Raw genomic sequence first — 16,226 nt, 5'->3', positions numbered from 1 at the left:
TTATCGATTGTTATTCCTGTGCAGCGGGCGCCAAACGTGCCTCCAGCTCGGCCACTTGCTTTTCCAGCGCTTCCAGGCGTGCACGGGTGCGCGCCAGTACGACCATCTGGCTATCGAATTCTTCGCGGCTGACCAGGTCCAGTTTGCTGAAAGCGCCCTGCATCAACACCTTGAACTGGCTTTCAAGTTCAGCCCGGGGCTGGGCGGTGTCGCTGCTGAACAGGCGCGAGGCCTGGTCGCTCAGGGCGTCGAGGAGGGCTTTTGGCGCGAGCATGTCGGTTGTTCCACTGAAAACGAGAAATGGGCCGAAGTGTAGCACGGGGCATTGCTGAGCCCGGTTGCACGTTTTTCGAGCAGTCTTCGAAGCCGTCACGCACCAGAATTGTGCATCTTTTTGGTGCTGGCGACTGGCCAACGCAAGATGCTGTACGCAAGCCGCTGTTTTTCGGGGTTTTAGCGGAACTGGCAAGGTTTCTGCAAAGACCAGTACGAGCCATGCACTGATGCAGTTCTTTGTGACCAAGCAGTGCGCACGCGGAGCCGGATGCCGACGACGCGTTACAAAGCCAACCGCTGCGCTTAGACTTGAGACGGGTTTGTTTTCCTGGGGCAAGTCCACCAAATCGGGAGAGAGTTTCATGAAGCTAGTCACAGCCATCATCAAGCCGTTCAAGCTGGACGACGTGCGCGAGTCGCTGTCGGAAATCGGCGTGCAGGGCATCACCGTTACCGAGGTCAAGGGCTTCGGCCGGCAGAAGGGCCATACCGAGCTGTATCGCGGCGCGGAATACGTGGTCGACTTCCTGCCAAAGGTGAAGATCGACGTCGCCATCGACGACAAGGACCTTGATCGAGTGATCGAAGCCATCACCAAGGCGGCCAACACCGGCAAGATCGGTGACGGCAAGATCTTCGTGGTGAATCTGGAGCAGGCGATCCGCATCCGTACCGGCGAAACCGATACCGACGCGATCTAAGCGCCAACCAAAGCCTCACCAAACCCCAAAGCCCCAGGAGATAAAAACATGACTCTGCGTAAGATCGCAGGGCTAGGAGCCCTTTTGTCCCTCGCAATGCCCGGCATCGCCCTGGCAGAGGAAGCAGCTGCCCCAGTGCTGAACTCCGGCGACACCGCCTGGATGTTGACTGCGACGGCGCTGGTGCTGTTCATGACCATTCCGGGCCTGGCCCTGTTCTACGGCGGCATGGTGCGTTCCAAGAACGTGCTGTCGGTAATGATGCAGTGCTTTGCCATTACCGGTTTGATGAGCATCCTGTGGGTCGTCTACGGCTACAGCCTGGCTTTCGATACCACCGGTATGGAAAAGGGCGTGCTCAACTTCAATTCCTTCGTCGGCGGCTTCTCCAAGGCCTTCCTCAGCGGCGTCACGCCGTCGGGCCTGACCTCGGCCGCTGCACTGTTCCCTGAAGCCGTGTTCATCACCTTCCAGATGACCTTCGCCATCATCACCCCGGCGTTGATCGTGGGTGCCTTTGCCGAGCGTATGAAGTTTTCGGCGATGCTGGTGTTCATGGCCATCTGGTTCACCCTAGTCTACGCACCGATCGCCCACATGGTATGGAGCGGTGACGGCGCGCTGATGTGGGACTGGGGCGTACTCGACTTCGCTGGCGGCACCGTGGTGCACATCAACGCCGGTATTGCTGGCCTGGTTTGCTGCCTGGTGCTAGGCAAGCGTAAAGGTTACCCGACCACCCCGATGGCCCCGCACAATCTTGGTTACACCCTGATGGGCGCTGCCATGCTGTGGATCGGCTGGTTCGGCTTCAACGCCGGCTCTGCCGCAGCGGCCAACGGCACTGCAGGCATGGCCATGCTGGTTACCCAGATCGCCACCGCTGCTGCCGCACTGGGCTGGATGTTCGCCGAGTGGATCGGCCACGGTAAACCAAGCGCTCTGGGCATTGCCTCGGGTGTGGTCGCCGGCCTGGTTGCAATTACCCCGGCTGCCGGTACCGTGGGCCCAATGGGCGCCCTGGTAATCGGCCTGGTGTCGGGTGTGGTCTGCTACTTCTGCGCCACCAGCCTCAAGCGCAAGCTGGGCTACGACGATTCGCTGGATGCCTTCGGCGTGCACGGTATCGGCGGCATCATCGGTGCCATTCTCACCGGTGTGTTCGCGGCACCTGCCCTGGGCGGCTTCGGCGCGGTCACCGACATCGGTGCCCAAGTCTGGATCCAGGCCAAGGGCGTGATCTTCACCGTGGTCTACACCGCCATCGTTACCTACGTGATCCTCAAGGTACTGGACGTGGTGATGGGCCTGCGGGTCAACGAAGAAGAAGAGTCGGTCGGCCTCGACCTGGCTCAACACAACGAGCGCGGCTACAACCTGTAACTGCGACGCTGTAAAAACTTGCCCGGCTCGCCGGGCATTTTTTTGCCTGAAATTCGGCTTTTCGTGCAGAGCAAACGGTTTATCAGTCACGTTCGCGACGTGGGCCAAAAACTTACAACATGTAGGGCATTCAGGGTGCTTTGTTTTTTCCACAAGCGCGCTAGAATGCGCGCCGAAGGGTGATTGACGAGTAGTCCGCACGCTTTCTCAGCGTTTGCTAGGCTTGCCAATAGCGTGTGGCCAGCAGGGCTCAAGGATTTTTCAGGTCCTGCCAGGAGCAGGGCCTGTTGGGTACCGCCTCCCATCAGGAGTGCAGGGCCAAGGGCAGTGGCCAATCCACGGCCAGTTGAATTTTCACTGGTGGCTGCCGGTCTACGGCTGCACCGGTCTATAACCAACCTGCTTTTCGCAAGTCATGAGGTAGAACATGAGCGACGACGATCTGGAAAATGATGACCTCGAAGTAGGCGACGAAGACGAGGGCGATGAAGGCCTCGAAGCGGCTGCCGATGATGGCGCTGAAGACGCTGGCGATGACGACAGCAGCCCGGCTCCCGCTGCCAAGGGCAAATCCAAGGCGGCAGTCTCGGTAGACGAGATGCCGAGCATGGAAGCCAAGCAAAAGGAACGTGATGCCTTGGCCAAGGCCATGGAAGATTTCCTTGCCCGCGGTGGCAAGGTTCAGGAAGTCGAGGCCAACGTGGTCGCCGACCCGCCCAAGAAGCCGGACAACAAGTACGGCAGCCGCCCTATCTGAGTGGCTGAACACAAAAAAGCCCGCCGTCGCTGCGGGCTTTTTTGTGTCCGGCGTGACTCGGTCTGTGTAGGAGCGGCCTCGTGTCGCGAAAGGGGCCGCAAGGCCGCTCCTACACGCGCCAGCGGGCCAGTACGTCAGGTAGCTGGGATAACCGCTGAATTTCCGCATCCGGCGCTTGGTCGCCCATCCATGCCTTGCCCTGGGGGTTGAACCACACCGCGCGCAAGCCCGCTCGCTGGGCGCCGGCAATGTCGTCGCCAGGGTGATCGCCGATATGCACGGCAGCACCGGCCTCTGCCTCGCCACGCTTGAGCGCTTCGAGGAAGGGCGCCGGGTCGGGCTTGCCAATCCCCAGGTCTTCCGCACACAAGGCAAACTTGAAGTAATCCGCAAGCCCCAGGCGGCGTACGTCGGCGTTGCCGTTGGTCACCACGCCCAGTGTGTAGTGATGGCGCAGCATTTCCAGCACCGGCTGTACTTCAGGGAACACTTCAACCTGATGCCGGGCATGCAGAAACACTTCAAAGCCCTCGTTGGCCAGTTCCTGGGCATGTTTCTCGCTGTACCCGGCTTCCTCAAGCGCATGGAACAGCACGCGGCGGCGTAGGGCGCTGATGCGATGTTTCAGGCCCGGTTCGGCTTGCACCAGCCGCTCGCGAATGGCAAACAGGTGCTCCACCGGAACACCTCCCAGAATTGGCGCGTTAGCCTCAAGCCAGTCGCGCAGCACGACCTCTGCACTGGCTATTACAGGTGCGGTGTCCCACAGGGTGTCGTCAAGGTCGAACGTGATCAGCTTGATGCTCATTATTCTGTGCCTTTGCTGCGTTTGGCCCGGGGGTGGGCGCTGTCGTACACCGCGGCCAGGTGCTGGAAGTCCAGGTGGGTGTAGATCTGCGTGGTGCTGATGTCGGCGTGGCCGAGCATTTCCTGCACCGCGCGCAAGTCCTGGGAGGATTCGAGCATATGGCTGGCAAAAGAGTGGCGAAGCATGTGCGGGTGCAAATGCTGGCCAAGCTCGCGCTCGCCGGCGGTTTTTACCCGAAGCTGGATGGCCCGGGGGCTGAGACGGTTGCCTTGGCGGGTGATGAACACTGCGCCATCGCGTGGGTTGCCGATGCCTCTTAGCCTGAACCATTCCTGCAAGGCTTCACGGGCTTTGCGGCCGACCGGGAGTACTCGTGTCTTGCTCCCTTTACCGAGCACTTGAACCAGGCCGCCGGCAAGGTCCAGGTGCTCCAGGTCGAGGTTGGTCAACTCGGACAGCCGTAGGCCGGAGGAGTAGAACAATTCGAGAATGGCTTGGTCGCGGCGGGCAATGAAATCATCGTCAACGCCGCCGTCGAGCAATTGCAGGGCGCGGTCGGTATCGAGTGTCTTGGGCAGGCGGCGTTCGCCTTTGGGCGCGCTCAGGCCGGTGGCCGGGTCGTGCTGGCACAAGCCTTCACGGTTGAGGTAGCGATACAGCCCACGCACTGCCGACAGGAGCCTTGCCAGGCTTCGCGAGGATTGGCCTTGGTGATGCTGGCGTGCAATCAGTTGGCGTAGCTGTTGAATCTGCAAGGCACTCCAGCTGGCGATGCCCTGAGCGTTGCAGTAGTCGATGACCTTTGCGAGGTCGCGGCGATACGCCAGCAGGGTATGGTCAGACACCTGGCGCTCGTTGCGCAAGTGTGCGCAATAAGCCTCCAGTTGGCGCTCCATCAACGCACCGGACGCAAGGTCTGGGTAACACGCGGGACCACGCGCCCAAGCACTTCGGCGATATAACCGAGGAACAAGGTACCGACACTGCTCTTGTAGTGCTGCGGGTCGCGGCTGCCGATTGCCAGCACGCCATGCAACCCCTGATACTCCAGGGCTGCGACAGCACTGGAGCCCACCTCAAGACGCTGTTCCTCACCAAACAGGAACGCCAGCTCGTGCTCTCGCAGGTTGCCACTGACCGTCTTGCCACCGCCCAGCAAGCCACCGATAGCCTGTTGAGCCTCGGCGTTGCTGACCCACCTGCCCACCGGCGCAGCATTGTCCCCGAACAGGATCAGGCTGACGAAGGGCACCTGAAACTCCTGGCGCAGGCTGTCTTCAACCGCCATCACCACGTCTTCGAGGTTGGCAGCATCAAGCAGGTCAAGGATCAGCCGGCGAGTCTTGTCGAACAGCCGGTCGTTGTCGCGGGCTACATCCATGAGCTGCGACAGGCGATGGCGCATCTCGATGTTGCGGTCGCGCAGCAGCTTGAGCTGGCGCTCCACCAGCGACACGCTGTCGCCGCGCTGGTGGGGAATGCGCTGTTCAAGCAGCAGATCGTCGTGCTCAGCAAAGAAGGTGGGGTGGGCGCGCAGGTAGGCGACCACCGCTTCGGCATCAAGCTCGCTGGACTGCTGGGGTACAACCTGGGGCTGATCGGTCATGGCGGTTACTCGCTTAGAGACGAACCTGTCCTTCGTAGACGCGTACGGCTGGGCCGGTCATCAGTACGGACTTGCCGGGGCCAGCCCATTCAATGTGCAGGCGCCCGCCTGGCAGGTCGAGGGTGACCGGCGAATCCATCCAGCCCTGGCTAATGGCCGCAACGGCCGCAGCGCAGGCGCCGGTGCCGCACGCCTGGGTTTCGCCAGCACCGCGTTCCCACACGCGCAGGTTGGCGCGGTGGCGGTCGACCACCTGCAGGAAGCCGGCATTCACCCGCTGCGGGAAGCGCGGGTGATGCTCGACTTTCGGGCCCAGTTCATGGACCGGCGCGGTGTGCACGTCATCCACACGCAGCACGGCGTGCGGGTTGCCCATGGACACGGCGGCAATCGAATGCACCTGCCCGTCGACTTCCAGCGGGTAGTTCAGTGCCTGTTCGTCGGCGACGAAGGGGATTTCGGCGGGCACGAAGCGTGGTGGGCCCATGTCGACACACACCTGGCCGTCGTTCTGCACGTCCAGCTCAATGATGCCGCCCTTGGTTTCGACGCGGATGCGCTTTTTCGCGGTCAGGCGCTTGTCCAGCACGAACCTGGCAAAGCAGCGCGCACCGTTGCCGCACTGCTCGACCTCGGAACCGTCGGCATTGAAAATCCGGTAGCGGAAATCCACCTCCGGATTGTTTGGCGCCTCGACGATCAGCAGCTGGTCAAAACCGATGCCCGTGTGGCGGTCACCCCATTGCTTGGCATGCTTGGGTTGAATGTGTGCGTGCTGGCTGACCAGGTCCAGGACCATGAAATCGTTGCCCAACCCGTGCATCTTGGTAAAACGCAGCAGCATGGGTTCACTCCGGCAGCAGGCTTTCGCCGGCGAACAGTTCGGCAATGGTCTCGCGACGGCGAACTTCGAACGCCTGGTCGCCGTCGACCAGGATTTCTGCGCAACGGCCACGGGTGTTGTAGTTGGAGCTCATCACAAAACCATAGGCGCCCGCGGACTGCACGGCCAGCAGGTCACCTTCGGCCAGGTTCAGTTCGCGATCTTTGGCGAGGAAATCGCCGGTTTCGCAGATCGGGCCCACCAGGTCGTAGGCACGGCCTTGGCCTTCGCGCGGCTTGACTGCACTAACGCCCATCCACGCCTGGTACAGGGCTGGGCGGATCAGGTCGTTCATGGCCGCATCGATGATGGCGAAGTCTTTGTGTTCGGTGTGCTTGAGGTATTCCACGCGGGTCAGCAATACGCCAGCGTTGGCCACGATGTAGCGGCCCGGCTCGAACACCAGGGCCAGGTCACGTTCGCCCACGCGTTCACGGATGGCCTTCATGTAGTCGGCCACCAGCGGCGGCTCTTCGTCGCGGTAACGCACGCCAACGCCGCCGCCCAGGTCCAGGTGACGCAGGTGGATGCCGCAGTCGGCCAGGCGGTCGACCAGGTCCAGCAGGCGGTCCAGGGCATCGAGGAACGGGTCGACGGTGGTCAGCTGCGAGCCGATGTGGCAGTCAACGCCGACCACTTCCAGGTTTGGCAGCTGTGCGGCGCGCACGTAAATGGCTTCGGCGTCGGCGATGGCGATGCCGAACTTGTTTTCTTTGAGGCCCGTGGAGATGTACGGGTGGGTGCCGGCATCAACGTCCGGGTTGACCCGCAGCGAAACCGGGGCCACTTTGCCCATCTCGGCGGCAACCACCTGCAGGCGCTCCATCTCGTCGGTGGACTCGACGTTGAAGCAGTGCACGCCGACTTCCAGCGCACGGCGCATGTCTTCGCGGGTTTTACCCACCCCCGAGAACACTACGCGGTCGGCGCGGCCGCCAGCAGCCAGGACACGCTCCAGTTCGCCGCCAGAGACGATGTCGAAGCCAGCGCCCATGCGGGCCAGCAGGTTCAGCACACCCAGGTTGGAGTTGGCTTTCACGGCGAAGCAGACCAGGTGCTCGACACCTTGCAGGGCATCGGTATAGCTGCGGTACTGAGCCTCGATGTGGGCGCGCGAATAAACGTAGGTTGGGGTGCCGAAACGTTCGGCGATGGCCGACAGGGCCACGCCCTCCGCGAACAGTTCACCGTCGCGGTAGTTGAAAGCGTTCATCTGATTTCCTTACTGCTCTGGCGTCTGCTCGGGCTCGAGGGGCTGTTCATCCTGCGGTTGAACAGGCTGGGCGTGCTGGTGCTGATGCGACTTGTGGCTGGCCTTGCCGTCCTTGCCGTCTTCCGGCAGGTACAGGGGGCCCTTCTGACCGCAGGCCGAAACGAGGCAGGCAACCGCGACCAGCGCCGCGAGCGAGGAAATCAGGCGCTTCATTGGGTGAAATCCTTTGAAATATGCAGTATTGCGCCCGAGTATACCGAGCGACCGGCGGCTTGCCTATGCAAGGGCCGGTCCGTCGGGCGGGCTATTCTTGTGACCGGTTAAACCTTTGCAATCGGCGGCTGGCGCCCGTATCTTGCCCGCCTTGCCTGTAATGCAGCCAATTTCGAGGTTCCTGCAATGAGTTTGAGCGAAGCGCGTTTCCATGATCTGGTCGACGCCACCCAACAGGCCCTGGAAGACCTGTTCGACGAGAGCGGCCTGGACTTGGACATGGAGAATTCCGCCGGTGTGCTCACCGTCAAGTTCGACAACGGCAGCCAGCTGATCTTCAGCCGCCAGGAGCCGCTGCGCCAGCTGTGGCTGGCCGACCGTTCCGGCGGCTTCCACTTCGATTACGACGAAGAAAGCCGCAAATGGGTGTGTGAGAAGAGCGAAGAGCTGCTGGGCGAAATGCTTGAGCGCATTGTCTGGGAGCGGGCCGGCGAGAAGCTGGACTTCGACGAGATCTGAAATGAGTGCCCCGGCGCGGCCGCCCAAGCCGCTTTACAGCAATGTCAGCCCGGCTGTTCCGTCGCCCTGCATCAGCGTGTGCAGGCTGGACGAGCGCAAGGTCTGCACCGGCTGCCACCGGCATGTGGAACACATCCGGGAGTGGCGTTCGGCGGACGACGAGCGGCGCCGGCAGATTTGCCGCGAAGCACAGGCCCTGCGCACGCAGGCTTGAGTATTTGCTCGGCTGTGGTAGTGTCAAAAGCATTCACAAACCCCGCCCTTGGGCGGGGTTTTGTTTTATCTGCCTACTGCAAATGCCTGTTCAAAGGAGCATGACTGGACCATGAGCACCAAGCCTTCCCTCATCCTTACCCGGCTGGATGTACAGCGTCTGGAACGCCTGATCGACAGCCTTGACGAAAATACGCCGGGGGTACTCGCCCTGCAGGGTGAGCTGGACCGCGCCGAGCAGGTGGTTGGCCATGAGGAAGTGCCGGCAGGTGTGGTGACCATGAATTCCCGTGTGCATTGCCAGGAAGAGGCCAGCGGCAAGGACTATCACCTGACCTTGGTATACCCCAAGGATGCGGGCGGTGAGGGTAAGGTTTCGATCCTGGCGCCCATTGGCTGCGCGTTGCTGGGGTTGTCAGTGGGCGAACAGATTGACTGGCCCGCGCCCGGCGGCAAGACGTTGAAACTGAAACTGCTGGCAGTTGAATATCAACCCGAAGCCGCAGGTGATTTCGACCTGTAGGAGCGGATTTATCCGCGATCACCGGCATCGCCGGTGCCATACATTGCGTTGCCTGCATCGCTGATAAATCCGCTCCTACAGTGGGCCAAACCGTCATTTAGCGCCTGTTCCAGCTCGCGTTTATAGCGCAGGTAAAGACTCGTCGACCCCAGTTCGTCGCCCAACAGGTCGGAAAGGTCCAGATCGGTGATGTAGCAGCGATAGTGCCCGGCACTGCGGCGCTGGCCCAGAATCTGCCGGGCGACCACAGCGTACAGTTCGTCGCCATGGTCCAACTCGGAAAATTCCTGCTGGGCGCAGTAAAGCGTCACGTGCACGCCTTCACCCGTACCGGCTTCCAGAATGGCCTGAACCTCGTAATAGGGTTGGTCGATGCCCTCGCTGGGCGCCGGGCGTGGCTCAACGGTGCGGGCCTTGCCCGGCCCGGACGGCAGCAATTGGGCGTAGTGGATCTGTAACGGCAGTTGCCGCAGGTAATCCAGCGGCAAGCGGGCATCGCGGCGCATCACAACCGAGCGAAGGAAGCGCTGCAAAGGTAGCAGCAGGTGGCTCTCGTCCTGCATCGGCAAGCGTTGCTGCCAAAGCGCATTGTATTCATCCAGCACGTACAGGTCGGCCCAGCCGTCGAGCAGGCGGTAGAACACCTGAATGCAGTCAGGGCGGCCTTGCTCCAGTACCAATGGCAAATCGTGGTCCTGCAGCGCATTTGTATCCAGGTGCAACGGGCTGTAGCTGCCACGCTCCTCGCCCAGGCAATCGAGCACTGCGCCATGCTCGCCCACAGTCGCCAGGCTCACCTCGCCGGGTAGCAATTCCAGCACATGGGTGTGCTGTGCTATTTGCAGCAGATAGCGGTGGTTTCGACCTTGGTCGAGCAGCAACTGAACGGTGTCGAAGATTTCCTCCACACGTTGGCTGATGGCCTGGGCCCGGTTGTGGCAGAAGCAGCGTACCCGCACGCGCGGCCGGTGGCTGCGTTGGCCGAGGTTGTTGAGGAAGTCGCGCAGGCAGCGCACCAAGGCATGGTCGCCGTCGTAACGCTGAACCAGTACTTCGTTCCAGCTGTTGAGGGTGATCTGGTCCAGGGTCAGCACCAGGTTCTCGCGCACCCCTGCGTAACTCAACGAGTCAGTGCGCTCGGTGGTCATCAGGATGTTAAGGTCGCGATGATGACGCAGTGGGTCGACACCCACGTTCACCAGCAACAGGATCTCATCCGCCACGCTCGGTTGTAGCAGGCGCACTTCGCTGACCGTTTCAAGCGGCAGGGGGATGCTCTGTTGCAGGCTACCCAGCAGATTGAACAGCTCGAATTCGGTCAGGTCGCTGGTACCAGGGTGCAGGGCCAGGCGTGTGGAAGTGTCGATAACGCCGTTGCGATGGGCCCAGGTCAGCAGCTCGAGCAATTCACGGCAACGCTTGATCGGGCTGAAATGCTCCCACTCGTGAACACCCAGGTTGCCGTTGTACAGGCCCCAGTGGTGCTGGCCGGGCTCTTTACGGTTGGGGGACTGAACGAGTGTCAGGGTATCTTCGGCAAGGTCCGGCGCAATGCCCGGGTTGATCACCTCAATCTTGCCTGCACGGCGCTCAAATGCGGCATACAAGCGGCGGCCCAGCACATTCAGGTCGCGCTGGTCGGCGCGGCTGCTGGCGCCCTGGTTCTGAGCGAACTGGCTGAGGAAGCGATAGCTGTGGTTGAGTTCTGCCACCAGTTCACGGCGTTCGACGGCAACTTGCCGTACCTTCCACTGGCTGCGGCTGTCGAGCATGGCCAACTGCCGCTCGTCCCAGCCCCATTCATCCGTCAGGCGCTGCAGCAGCTGACGTTGCCAGCCATTGCCGCGTGTGCGGTCCAGGCCGGAGAGTTTCTTGTTCACCTTCAGGTACAGGCTGCGCCGCACCAGCTCCAGGCGCGCCGTTTCACCCCGCTCCAGCAGGTAGCGCTCGATGCGCCGGTACACCATGACGTAAGGGTCGAGCTCATCGAGATTTGGCTGGCTGGTGAACACCGCCTGTTTGTAATCCAGGCTCAGGCAGCGCACCGTCGGGTGTTCGCTGGCGTAGACCTCAGTCAGCAGCAGTTTGAGCAAGGATTTGTAGGGTGAATCGATGCCTTTGAACAACTGCCACAAACCTGCGCCAACGAACTCGTCCGGCGGAATGTGCGCCATGTTGCCCAGATCGAGTGCATCTGTGCTGCGGATGAAACGTTTGGACAGCAGCGTTTCAGTGTAAGCCCTGTAGTTCTGCTCTTCATAAACCGGCACCAGCCACCACAACGGCGTGCGCCCGGCCAGCCAGATGGCGGTGCGATAAAACTCGTCCAGCAGCAAAAAATGCTGCGTGGTGCCGCAATCGTCGGAGCTGAGCTGGCTGTCACGTTGGCCCTGAGCAAAAGCCTGCGGGTCGATCAGGAAGAAATGCGCTTCGGCCCCAAGGCTGTCTGCCCAGGCTTCGAGCAATTGGCACTTGCGCCGCAGTTCATCGAGCTGAACCTCGCTCAGGCCCGGGGCATGACATACCCACAAGTCCATGTCGCTTTGCTCTGCCTGAGCCAGTGAACCCAGGCTACCCATCAGGAACAGGCCATGGATGGGGCGGTTCGGGTTGCCGAGGCGGGTTTTGTAAGTGAAAGACCGCGCCAGGCGCTGGCCTTCGGCGACCAGCTCGGCATCGGGTTCAAAGCCCGATACGCCGGCCGGAGTGGCTCCCGAAACGTAACCGGGCAGCAGCGGGTGATTGACGTGGAACAGCAGCGGCAACAGCGTCAGCACCTGCTGCTGGCGGGTCGAAAGCCCGTCCATCGCCCGCTGCAGCCGGCCCTGGTTGAGATGCAGGAACCGCGCACGCAATTTCGCCAGCACCTTGCGGTCGATGCCTTCGTCCAGGTCGGGGCGGATTTCGTGCGGGTGGTTCATGGTGCGCTCAGGGCAGGGTGGGGCTGTGGCGAGTTTAGCCTGAGTAACGTGCTCGGATAAGCGCCGAGTTATTTTTTGGCGTCATTTTTTTATCGCTGGTACCGGCCCTATCGCGGATAAATCCGCTCCTACAGTCCCTGTGTAGGAGCGGATTTATCCGCGATAGGGCCGGTACAGGCTTATGCAGGCTGAGGCGACTTGAGAATGTTGAGCAGCAACTGCACGCTTTCGACCGCATCATGCCCAAGGCTGGTCAGGTAACCGCCATCGGGTTGATCGGTGAGCTGTTTGTCATGCAGGCGCTTGGCTGCGGCAACCAAGGCGGGGGAGGCATTTGCGTGAATCTTGATACCTTCCTGGCTGCTGTCCAGATTGAACAGTGCAAGCACTTCCAGTTCGGCGATCAGTTCGGGGGTGAACGACATGGCGACTCCTGACTTCCAGACAAGGATGGCGGCACCGCCAGCGGTGCCTGACCTTGGAGTGTAGCCGGGTTATTCGTCGTCGCCTTGATCTGCCTCAGGCGGCAGTTCGGGCAGGGCGCGTAGGGCCGTTTCGTACCACTCGTTGTCGAATGGGCGGTCTTCGTCGAGCATGTTGTCGATCTCGATGGCCAGCACGTGTGCCATCAGGTTGAGAATGTCTTCACGCTCATAGCCGACCAGGGTCAGCTTGTTGAAGGTGGCCTTGGCAGCTGGCGGCTCGCCGCTCTCGATCTGGTTTTCGATGGCCTGGGTCAGTGTGGCCTCGGCGAAGGCTTCATCGTCGTCATTGCCGATGTCGGTTGGCTCGCTCATGGCGGTACTCCTGTGGTGGGGCGTACAGTTTGCCACGCTTGCTCTGGCCATGCCCGGCTGATCGGTCTATAAAAGCCGGGCCATCCCCACACGGCCTGGAGGCTGTAACCCAATGCTCAAGCTTCATGGATTCTCGGTCAGCAATTACTACAACATGGTCAAGCTGGCCCTGCTGGAGAAAGGCCTGCCCTTCGAGGAGGTCACCTTCTACGGCGGCCAGGCACCGCAAGCGCTGGAAGTGAGCCCGCGGGGCAAGGTGCCGGTGCTGGAGACGGAAAAAGGCTTCCTCAGCGAGACCAACGTGATTCTCGACTATCTCGAGCAGACGCAGGGCGGCAAGGCACTGCTGCCGGCAGACCCGTTCGAGCAGGCCAAGGTGCGTGAGCTGCTCAAGGAAATCGAGCTGTATATCGAGCTGCCTGCGCGTACGTGTTATGCCGAGGCTTTTTTTGGCGCGGCAGTCGAGCCATTGATCAAGGAGCGCGCACGGGCCGAGTTGCTGGCCGGTTTTGCCACGCTCAAGCGCAATGGACGCTTTGCGCCCTATGTGGCGGGTGAGCAGTTGACGCAGGCGGACCTGATGTTTGCCTTCTCGGTAGACCTGGCTTGCCTGGTGGGCAAGAAGGTGCTGGGCATCGACTTCCTGGCGGACTTCCCGCAGGCGAAGGCGTTGCTGGAATTGCTGGGTAAGAACCCGCACATGGCGCGGATTGTGGCGGACAAGGACGCGGCGATGCCGGCGTTTATGGAGATGATCAGCAGCGGGAAGCGCTGAGTCGGCAGAGGGGGCTGCTTTGCAGCCCATCGCGAATAAATTCGCTCCTACAGGGGTTAGCGTTTCGTTGTAGGAGCGGATTCATCCGCGAACGAGGGCGAAGCCCTCGCAATGGCTATTAACGCGAAGCCAGCAACGCCTTGCCGCGAACCACGGCCGCGCGCACCTGCGCCGGCGCGGTGCCGCCAATGTGGTTACGCGCATTCACCGACCCTTCCAGGGTCAGCACGGCAAACACATCCTGCTCGATCTGGTCGCTGAACTGGCGCAGCTCATCCAGGCTCATCTCGGCCAGGTCTTTGCCAGTATCGACGCCGTACTTCACTGCGTGACCAACGATCTCGTGGCAGTCACGGAACGGCAGGCCGCGGCGGACCAGGTAATCGGCCAGGTCGGTAGCGGTGGAGAAGCCGCGCAGCGCCGCTTCACGCATGATGGCATGCTTGGGCTTGATGGCCGGGATCATGTCGGCGAAAGCGCGCAGCGAATCACGCAGGGTGTCGGCGGCGTCGAACAGTGGCTCCTTGTCTTCCTGGTTGTCCTTGTTGTAGGCCAGCGGTTGGCCTTTCATCAGGGTCAGCAGGCCGGTCAGAGCGCCGAACACGCGGCCGCTCTTGCCACGTACCAGCTCTGGGACGTCCGGGTTCTTCTTTTGCGGCATGATCGAGCTGCCGGTGCAGAAGCGGTCTGGCAGGTCGATGAACTGGAACTGGGCGCTGGTCCACAGCACCAATTCTTCAGAGAAGCGCGACAGGTGCATCATCGCCACGCTGGCGGCGGCGCAGAATTCGATGGCGAAGTCGCGGTCCGAAACGCCATCCAGCGAGTTGCCGGCCACGGCTTCGAAGCCCAGCAGTTTGCAGGTCAGCTCGCGGTCGATCGGGTAGGTGGTGCCGGCCAGTGCCGCGCTGCCCAGGGGCATGCGGTTGGCGCGCTTGCGGCAGTCGACCAGGCGCTCGTAGTCACGGCTGAGCATTTCGAACCAGGCCAGCAGGTGGTGGCCGAAGGTAACTGGCTGGGCGGTCTGCAGGTGGGTGAAGCCTGGCATGATGGTTTCGGCTTCACGCTCGGCCTGTTCCAGCAAACCCTGTTGCAGGCGGGTGATTTCGCCCAGGATCAGGTCGATTTCGTCGCGCAGCCACAGGCGGATGTCGGTGGCGACCTGGTCGTTGCGGCTACGGCCGGTGTGCAGCTTCTTGCCGGTGATGCCGATACGGTCGGTGAGGCGTGCTTCAATGTTCATGTGCACGTCTTCGAGGTCGACGCGCCAGTCGAAGGTGCCTGACTCGATTTCGCCCTTAATGGTGTTCAGGCCGTCGATGATGGTGTCGCGTTCGGCATCGCTGAGTACGCCGACCTGCGCCAGCATCGTGGCGTGGGCGATCGAACCCATGATGTCGTGGCGGTACAGGCGCTTGTCGAAATCGACCGAGGCGGTGAAGCGGGCGACGAAGGCGTCGACGGGCTCACTGAAGCGGCCGCCCCAGGACTGATTGGTCTTGTCGGTGCTCATGGATTCACTCGTTGAAGGCGTGAACGAAAAAGTGGCGCCGATGATAGCAGGGTTGGGCCGGCAACCGCAGGACGCCGGTCGAGAGAAATCGGTGCAAATCATCCTGTAACGACAGGGCAAAGCGATATTCAACGATTGAACGGCAGTGTTCCACGGACCGTCTACAGTTGGACAGAGGACTGGCAGTGAATCTGTCGGCTCAGTGAATCTTTGGCCTTCGTATCGGTCTAGAGCGTGACCGCAGTGTCGCTCGACCTGCATCTGTCTACGCTATACCTGTGCGAGACTCACTCAGGAATCCAGAGCAATTATGAATGTCCTGATCGTTGATGATGAACCCCAAGCCCGTGAACGCCTGACGCGGCTATTTGCTGAACTGGAGGGGTACAGCGTGCTGGAGCCCAGCGCCACCAACGGCGAGGAGGCCTTGACGCTGATCGAAAGCCTCAAGCCCGATGTGGTTTTGCTGGACATCGGCATGCCTGGCCTTGATGGCCTGCAGGTTGCCGCTCGCCTGTGTGAGCGCGAGGCGCCGCCTTCGGTGGTGTTCTGTACCGGTGATGACAAGTACGGTGCAGAAGCGTTTAACAACAGCACGCTGAGCCATGTGACCAAGCCCATTCAACCCCAGGCCTTGCGCGATGCCTTGCGCAAGGCTGAAAAACCCAACCGGGGCCAGCTGGCCGTACTTACCCGGCCCAAAAGTGAAGGCGGCAGCCCGCGTAGCCATATCAGTGCACGAACCCGCAAGGGGATCGAACTGATTCCGCTGCCGCAGGTGATCTATTTCATTGCCGATCACAAGTACGTGACCTTGCGCCACGAGGCTGGTGAAGTGTTGCTCGACGAACCGCTCAAGGCTTTGGAAGATGAATTCGGTGAGCGATTCGTGCGCATCCACCGCAATGCGCTGGTGGCACGCGAGCGAATCGAGCGGCTGCAACGTACGCCACTTGGGCACTTCCAGCTGTTCCTCAAAGGCCTGGACGGTGATGCCCTGACGGTGAGCCGCCGGCATGTGGCCGGCGTGCGCAAGATGATGCAGACGCTTTGACGCAAACGCATACACAACCCTCGTAGAACAGGCGATGCTGCTATCATCGGCAGCATTTCTCTGGATCGGGG

19 protein-coding genes are annotated in these 16,226 nt (G+C 61.4%); 8 read left to right on the top strand and 11 right to left on the bottom strand.

Going from position 1 to position 16,226, the window contains the following annotated elements; all coding sequences use genetic code 11:
• Positions 1-10: 10 nt before the first annotated feature.
• The gene (locus tag PVV54_RS25450) at positions 11-274 is read right to left on the bottom strand and encodes an accessory factor UbiK family protein (RefSeq protein WP_060479960.1); all 264 of its coding nucleotides are present in this window, start codon (positions 272-274) and stop codon (positions 11-13) included.
• Positions 275-638: 364 nt separating this feature from the next.
• Between PVV54_RS25450 and glnK the strand changes: the two genes are divergently transcribed.
• The 3 genes from glnK to sutA all read left to right on the top strand — a co-directional run bounded on the left by glnK (position 639) and on the right by sutA (position 3,117).
• Entirely contained in the window at positions 639-977 is a 339-nt protein-coding gene (gene glnK / locus PVV54_RS25445; RefSeq protein WP_002555808.1) for a P-II family nitrogen regulator, read from the top strand.
• A gap of 48 nt (positions 978-1,025) precedes the next feature.
• Positions 1,026-2,360: an ammonium transporter gene (locus PVV54_RS25440; protein WP_274907832.1), complete on the top strand. Its 1,335-nt coding sequence runs from the start codon at positions 1,026-1,028 to the stop codon at positions 2,358-2,360.
• A 427-nt stretch (positions 2,361-2,787) separates the two neighbouring features.
• Positions 2,788-3,117 carry a transcriptional regulator SutA gene (sutA, locus tag PVV54_RS25435; RefSeq protein WP_274907831.1) on the top strand — a complete coding sequence of 110 codons (330 nt, stop codon included), beginning with the start codon at positions 2,788-2,790 and terminating at the stop codon, positions 3,115-3,117.
• A 109-nt stretch (positions 3,118-3,226) separates the two neighbouring features.
• Here sutA and PVV54_RS25430 read toward each other — a convergent pair whose 3' ends face one another.
• Genes PVV54_RS25430 through lptM form a run of 6 tightly spaced genes read right to left on the bottom strand, consistent with a single transcriptional unit; the run spans position 3,227 to position 7,840 of the window.
• On the bottom strand, positions 3,227-3,925 hold the full coding sequence (locus PVV54_RS25430; protein WP_274907830.1) for an HAD family hydrolase: 699 nt from the start codon (positions 3,923-3,925) through the stop codon (positions 3,227-3,229).
• The gene (xerC, locus tag PVV54_RS25425; RefSeq protein WP_274907829.1) at positions 3,925-4,821 is read right to left on the bottom strand and encodes a tyrosine recombinase XerC; all 897 of its coding nucleotides are present in this window, start codon (positions 4,819-4,821) and stop codon (positions 3,925-3,927) included. Before xerC ends, PVV54_RS25430 begins: the two co-directional genes overlap by 1 nt.
• Positions 4,821-5,531 (bottom strand): DUF484 family protein, encoded by a 711-nt coding sequence (locus PVV54_RS25420; RefSeq protein ID WP_274907828.1) that lies wholly within the window; start codon positions 5,529-5,531, stop codon positions 4,821-4,823. The genes xerC and PVV54_RS25420 overlap by 1 nt, the downstream gene beginning before the upstream one ends.
• A 13-nt stretch (positions 5,532-5,544) precedes the next feature.
• Positions 5,545-6,375 (bottom strand): diaminopimelate epimerase, encoded by an 831-nt coding sequence (gene dapF, locus PVV54_RS25415; RefSeq protein WP_274907827.1) that lies wholly within the window; start codon positions 6,373-6,375, stop codon positions 5,545-5,547.
• A gap of 4 nt (positions 6,376-6,379) precedes the next feature.
• Positions 6,380-7,627, bottom strand: a complete 1,248-nt coding sequence (gene lysA / locus PVV54_RS25410; protein WP_274907826.1) for a diaminopimelate decarboxylase — start codon at positions 7,625-7,627, stop codon at positions 6,380-6,382.
• Positions 7,628-7,636: 9 nt separating this feature from the next.
• The gene (gene lptM / locus PVV54_RS25405) at positions 7,637-7,840 is read right to left on the bottom strand and encodes an LPS translocon maturation chaperone LptM (protein WP_274907825.1); all 204 of its coding nucleotides are present in this window, start codon (positions 7,838-7,840) and stop codon (positions 7,637-7,639) included.
• A gap of 186 nt (positions 7,841-8,026) precedes the next feature.
• Here lptM and cyaY point away from each other — a divergent pair, with 186 nt between their 5' ends.
• The 3 genes from cyaY (at position 8,027) to rnk (ending at position 9,095) form a co-directional block, all read left to right on the top strand.
• Positions 8,027-8,359 (top strand): iron donor protein CyaY, encoded by a 333-nt coding sequence (cyaY, locus tag PVV54_RS25400; protein ID WP_274907824.1) that lies wholly within the window; start codon positions 8,027-8,029, stop codon positions 8,357-8,359.
• 1 nt (position 8,360) lies between these two features.
• Positions 8,361-8,573 (top strand): DUF1289 domain-containing protein, encoded by a 213-nt coding sequence (locus tag PVV54_RS25395; RefSeq protein ID WP_274907823.1) that lies wholly within the window; start codon positions 8,361-8,363, stop codon positions 8,571-8,573.
• A gap of 111 nt (positions 8,574-8,684) precedes the next feature.
• Positions 8,685-9,095 (top strand): nucleoside diphosphate kinase regulator, encoded by a 411-nt coding sequence (gene rnk, locus PVV54_RS25390; RefSeq protein ID WP_274907822.1) that lies wholly within the window; start codon positions 8,685-8,687, stop codon positions 9,093-9,095.
• Between the two features lie 8 nt (positions 9,096-9,103).
• On the opposite strand, the gene PVV54_RS25385 is transcribed toward rnk, so the two are convergent.
• The 3 genes from PVV54_RS25385 to PVV54_RS25375 form a co-directional block, all read right to left on the bottom strand.
• Positions 9,104-12,016 (bottom strand): class I adenylate cyclase, encoded by a 2,913-nt coding sequence (locus tag PVV54_RS25385; RefSeq protein WP_274907821.1) that lies wholly within the window; start codon positions 12,014-12,016, stop codon positions 9,104-9,106.
• Positions 12,017-12,195: 179 nt separating this feature from the next.
• Positions 12,196-12,441, bottom strand: coding sequence for a TIGR02647 family protein (locus PVV54_RS25380; protein ID WP_274907820.1), 246 nt, complete (start codon positions 12,439-12,441; stop codon positions 12,196-12,198).
• 69 nt (positions 12,442-12,510) lie between these two features.
• Positions 12,511-12,813 carry a hypothetical protein gene (locus PVV54_RS25375; RefSeq protein WP_274907819.1) on the bottom strand — a complete coding sequence of 101 codons (303 nt, stop codon included), beginning with the start codon at positions 12,811-12,813 and terminating at the stop codon, positions 12,511-12,513.
• A 112-nt stretch (positions 12,814-12,925) separates the two neighbouring features.
• Here PVV54_RS25375 and PVV54_RS25370 point away from each other — a divergent pair, with 112 nt between their 5' ends.
• Positions 12,926-13,588: a glutathione S-transferase gene (locus tag PVV54_RS25370; RefSeq protein WP_274907818.1), complete on the top strand. Its 663-nt coding sequence runs from the start codon at positions 12,926-12,928 to the stop codon at positions 13,586-13,588.
• A 118-nt stretch (positions 13,589-13,706) separates the two neighbouring features.
• On the opposite strand, the gene argH is transcribed toward PVV54_RS25370, so the two are convergent.
• Positions 13,707-15,101 (bottom strand): argininosuccinate lyase, encoded by a 1,395-nt coding sequence (gene argH, locus PVV54_RS25365; RefSeq protein WP_274907817.1) that lies wholly within the window; start codon positions 15,099-15,101, stop codon positions 13,707-13,709.
• Positions 15,102-15,411: 310 nt separating this feature from the next.
• Here argH and PVV54_RS25360 point away from each other — a divergent pair, with 310 nt between their 5' ends.
• Positions 15,412-16,155 (top strand): LytR/AlgR family response regulator transcription factor, encoded by a 744-nt coding sequence (locus tag PVV54_RS25360; RefSeq protein ID WP_274907816.1) that lies wholly within the window; start codon positions 15,412-15,414, stop codon positions 16,153-16,155.
• Positions 16,156-16,226: the final 71 nt, after the last annotated feature.

Origin of the sequence: Pseudomonas sp. PSKL.D1 (assembly GCF_028898945.1) — a bacterium.
Lineage (GTDB): Bacteria > Pseudomonadota > Gammaproteobacteria > Pseudomonadales > Pseudomonadaceae > Aquipseudomonas.
This window is presented reverse-complemented; position numbering and strand designations above follow the sequence as displayed.

Excerpts from the sequence above, each read along its gene's own strand:
- PVV54_RS25380 (WP_274907820.1), bottom strand. The coding sequence starts at position 12,441 with ATGTCGTTCACCCCCGAACTGATCGCCGAACTGGAAGTGCTTGCACTG.
- sutA (WP_274907831.1), top strand. The coding sequence starts at position 2,788 with ATGAGCGACGACGATCTGGAAAATGATGACCTCGAAGTAGGCGACGAA.
- PVV54_RS25375 (WP_274907819.1), bottom strand. The coding sequence starts at position 12,813 with ATGAGCGAGCCAACCGACATCGGCAATGACGACGATGAAGCCTTCGCC.
- xerC (WP_274907829.1), bottom strand. The coding sequence starts at position 4,821 with ATGGAGCGCCAACTGGAGGCTTATTGCGCACACTTGCGCAACGAGCGC.
- PVV54_RS25450 (WP_060479960.1), bottom strand. The coding sequence starts at position 274 with ATGCTCGCGCCAAAAGCCCTCCTCGACGCCCTGAGCGACCAGGCCTCG.
- glnK (WP_002555808.1), top strand. The coding sequence starts at position 639 with ATGAAGCTAGTCACAGCCATCATCAAGCCGTTCAAGCTGGACGACGTG.
- cyaY (WP_274907824.1), top strand. The coding sequence starts at position 8,027 with ATGAGTTTGAGCGAAGCGCGTTTCCATGATCTGGTCGACGCCACCCAA.
- lysA (WP_274907826.1), bottom strand. The coding sequence starts at position 7,627 with ATGAACGCTTTCAACTACCGCGACGGTGAACTGTTCGCGGAGGGCGTG.
- argH (WP_274907817.1), bottom strand. The coding sequence starts at position 15,101 with ATGAGCACCGACAAGACCAATCAGTCCTGGGGCGGCCGCTTCAGTGAG.
- PVV54_RS25420 (WP_274907828.1), bottom strand. The coding sequence starts at position 5,531 with ATGACCGATCAGCCCCAGGTTGTACCCCAGCAGTCCAGCGAGCTTGAT.
- PVV54_RS25395 (WP_274907823.1), top strand. The coding sequence starts at position 8,361 with ATGAGTGCCCCGGCGCGGCCGCCCAAGCCGCTTTACAGCAATGTCAGC.
- PVV54_RS25370 (WP_274907818.1), top strand. The coding sequence starts at position 12,926 with ATGCTCAAGCTTCATGGATTCTCGGTCAGCAATTACTACAACATGGTC.
- lptM (WP_274907825.1), bottom strand. The coding sequence starts at position 7,840 with ATGAAGCGCCTGATTTCCTCGCTCGCGGCGCTGGTCGCGGTTGCCTGC.
- PVV54_RS25440 (WP_274907832.1), top strand. The coding sequence starts at position 1,026 with ATGACTCTGCGTAAGATCGCAGGGCTAGGAGCCCTTTTGTCCCTCGCA.
- rnk (WP_274907822.1), top strand. The coding sequence starts at position 8,685 with ATGAGCACCAAGCCTTCCCTCATCCTTACCCGGCTGGATGTACAGCGT.
- dapF (WP_274907827.1), bottom strand. The coding sequence starts at position 6,375 with ATGCTGCTGCGTTTTACCAAGATGCACGGGTTGGGCAACGATTTCATG.
- PVV54_RS25385 (WP_274907821.1), bottom strand. The coding sequence starts at position 12,016 with ATGAACCACCCGCACGAAATCCGCCCCGACCTGGACGAAGGCATCGAC.
- PVV54_RS25360 (WP_274907816.1), top strand. The coding sequence starts at position 15,412 with ATGAATGTCCTGATCGTTGATGATGAACCCCAAGCCCGTGAACGCCTG.
- PVV54_RS25430 (WP_274907830.1), bottom strand. The coding sequence starts at position 3,925 with ATGAGCATCAAGCTGATCACGTTCGACCTTGACGACACCCTGTGGGAC.